4 protein-coding genes are annotated in these 2,446 nt (G+C 59.0%); all 4 read right to left on the reverse strand.

Annotated features, from left to right (window positions below; genetic code table 11):
* Positions 1-66: 66 nt before the first annotated feature.
* Entirely contained in the window at positions 67-369 is a 303-nt protein-coding gene (locus ACFO24_RS11005) for a CorA family divalent cation transporter (RefSeq protein WP_465251393.1), read from the reverse strand.
* Positions 366-1,070, reverse strand: a complete 705-nt coding sequence (locus tag ACFO24_RS11010) for a glutathione S-transferase N-terminal domain-containing protein (RefSeq protein ID WP_377738390.1) — start codon at positions 1,068-1,070, stop codon at positions 366-368. The genes ACFO24_RS11005 and ACFO24_RS11010 overlap by 4 nt, the downstream gene beginning before the upstream one ends.
* Before the next feature lie 140 nt (positions 1,071-1,210).
* A complete protein-coding gene (msrA, locus tag ACFO24_RS11015) occupies positions 1,211-1,750 on the reverse strand; it encodes a peptide-methionine (S)-S-oxide reductase MsrA (protein ID WP_003464967.1) in 540 nt (179 codons plus the stop codon).
* 1 nt (position 1,751) lies between these two features.
* Positions 1,752-2,195 carry a peptide-methionine (R)-S-oxide reductase MsrB gene (gene msrB, locus ACFO24_RS11020; protein WP_003464965.1) on the reverse strand — a complete coding sequence of 148 codons (444 nt, stop codon included), beginning with the start codon at positions 2,193-2,195 and terminating at the stop codon, positions 1,752-1,754.
* Positions 2,196-2,446 lie beyond the last annotated feature (251 nt).

The raw sequence follows: 2,446 nt of genomic DNA on the forward strand, positions 1-2,446 counted from the left end.
TACGAGGCACAGCGCAAAAAAGCCGCGTAAGCCGGGAGCTAAGAACTCCACAAAACAGGGGCAACATCAGATCGCCATCTTGCCATAGACGATACGGTCGCCGACCAGCTCGGCGGTCTGGGCGACGATGTACAGCTCATCGTTATAGACTTCGAGCTTGGGCGGGCACAGCGGGTGCATCGCGTTGTCGATCGCCAAAGGATGGAGATTATACGTCGCCTGGATCGCGCTGAGTTCGTCGTCGCTGGGCTCGCTGAGCGCGATCCAGCAGAAGCCCGAGCGATCCTCGTTTAGCTCGACGCGCTCGTCGAGCGCGATTTCGCGGACGCGCTTGCCTTTGCTGTAATAATAGGCGGCGATGATGCTCATGCGGGCCTCGCAGGGATGCGCAGGCCACGCTGTACGGCTGGTCGAGCCAGCCCGCGTGCGAGCCATGCTTGCAGGTTCGAAAAGCTGCTGAGGCCAAGGATGTCACCCGCAGCGTAGAATTCCACCAGCGCATTCACCCAGCCGAGCGTCGCGATGTCCGCGATCGAATAGTCGTCGACGATCCAGTCGCGGCCTTCCAGCCGGCGATCCAGAATCCCCAGCAGACGCGTGGATTCGTCGATAAAGCGCTGTTGCGGCCGCTTGTCCTCATAGTCCTTGCCGCCAAATCGCAGGAAGAAGCCGAGCTGACCGAACATCGGCCCGATGGCCGACATCTGAAAGAACACCCACGCTAGGGTCTCGTAACGCTGGCCTGGTTCGGTGGAGATGAACTGACCCGTCTTGTCGGCCAGATAGAGGAGGATCGCACCGGATTCCCATAAGGCGATGGGTCTACCGTCAGGGCCAGCCGGATCGATGATCGCCGGTATGCGTCCGTTCGGGTTCAGCGACACGAACGCCGGATCCTTCGACTCGTTGTTCGAGATGTCGATCAGGTGGGGCTCGTACGCCAGGCCAGTCTCCTCAAGCATGATCGAGACCTTGACGCCATTGGGCGTAGGGGCTGCGTAGAGTTGCAGGCGATCGGGATGAGATGCCGGCCAGCGCTGCGTGATCGGAAAGGACGAGAGGTCTGGCATAAATCTGCGATCCTGGTGTTGCGATGGCGACTGACTGGAACGAGCCGTCACTCTGAAGTAGGGTTCGATGACCGCGTCGCTGAACGACGCGGTCACGAAGATTGCGGACCGGACCGGCGCAGTGGCAACGGCAGTGAAGCCTATTCCGCCGCGGTCCCGGCCGCTGGCTGTACGTCGTCAACCTTTTGGCGCTTCGGAAGCACCCAGCCGGGACGGACGAAGTGGCAGGTGTAGCCGCCCGGGCGCTTCTCCAGATAATCCTGGTGATCGGGCTCGGCCTCCCAGAACTCGCCGACCGGCTGGACCTCGGTCACCACTTTGCCATCCCACAGCCCCGAGGCATCCACATCGGCGATCGTATCCTCGGCGACGCGCTTCTGCTCCTCGTCGACATAATAGATGCCCGACCGGTAGGAGAGCCCACGATCATTGCCCTGGCGGTTCAGCGTCGTCGGATCGTGGATCTGGAAGAAGAATTCCAGGATGTTCCGGTAGCTCGTCACTGTCGGGTCGAAGACAATCTCGATCCCCTCGGCATGCGTGCCGTGATTACGATACGTGGCGTTCGGAATATCGCCGCCCGTGTAACCCACACGGGTCGAGATGATGCCGGGCCGCTTGCGGATCAGATCCTGCATGCCCCAGAAACATCCTCCTGCGAGAACAGCGCGCTGATGCATGTTAAGCCTCCTCTACTTGATCGAGATATTCACCGTATCCCTCGGACTCCATCTCGTCGCGCGGGATGAAGCGAAGGGACGCTGAGTTGATGCAGTACCGCAGACCGCCGCGGTCGGAAGGACCATCGGGGAACACATGGCCGAGATGACTGTCTGCGTGTACTGACCTGACCTCCGTCCGGACCATGCCGTGTGCGCTGTCCCGCACCTCGTTCACGTTTGCCGAAACGATCGGCTTGGTGAAGCTGGGCCAGCCAGTACCCGAATCGAACTTGTCCGTCGAAGCGAACAGTGGCTCTCCCGACACTATGTCGACGTAGATGCCAGGCTCCTTGTTGTCGTTGTACTCGCCCGTGAAGGGCCTTTCGGTGCCCGCCTCCTGGGTAATTCGGTGTTGCTCGGGAGTCAGGTGGTCGATTGCTGTCTGTGACTTTTCAAACTTCATTACAGTCTCCAATACTTATCTAGAGGGCCAGGCACGCTACCGCTAATTTTTTATGTCTCCTGATTTGCTCCTACAATGGTAGTGGGATGGCAAACGAGGTTTTACTAAGTGTTGGAAAATTAGAGATTTAAATTTCGCGTCTATTAATTCTAGCGCAACTGAGTGGTTAAGCAAGTACGTAAACGGATAGGCGTTTTAACCGCATGAGGCCAAGTATCGCACCGCGGAAGCGCCATCAAGCCGGCTGAGAC

Source organism: Comamonas denitrificans, from assembly GCF_042654745.1.
Taxonomy (GTDB): Bacteria; Pseudomonadota; Gammaproteobacteria; order Burkholderiales; family Burkholderiaceae_C; genus Comamonas; species Comamonas denitrificans.

Coding starts and splice junctions, on each gene's coding strand:
- ACFO24_RS11005 (WP_465251393.1), bottom strand. CDS start 369: ATGAGCATCATCGCCGCCTATTATTACAGCAAAGGCAAGCGCGTCCGC.
- msrB (WP_003464965.1), bottom strand. CDS start 2,195: ATGAAGTTTGAAAAGTCACAGACAGCAATCGACCACCTGACTCCCGAG.
- ACFO24_RS11010 (WP_377738390.1), bottom strand. CDS start 1,070: ATGCCAGACCTCTCGTCCTTTCCGATCACGCAGCGCTGGCCGGCATCT.
- msrA (WP_003464967.1), bottom strand. CDS start 1,750: ATGCATCAGCGCGCTGTTCTCGCAGGAGGATGTTTCTGGGGCATGCAG.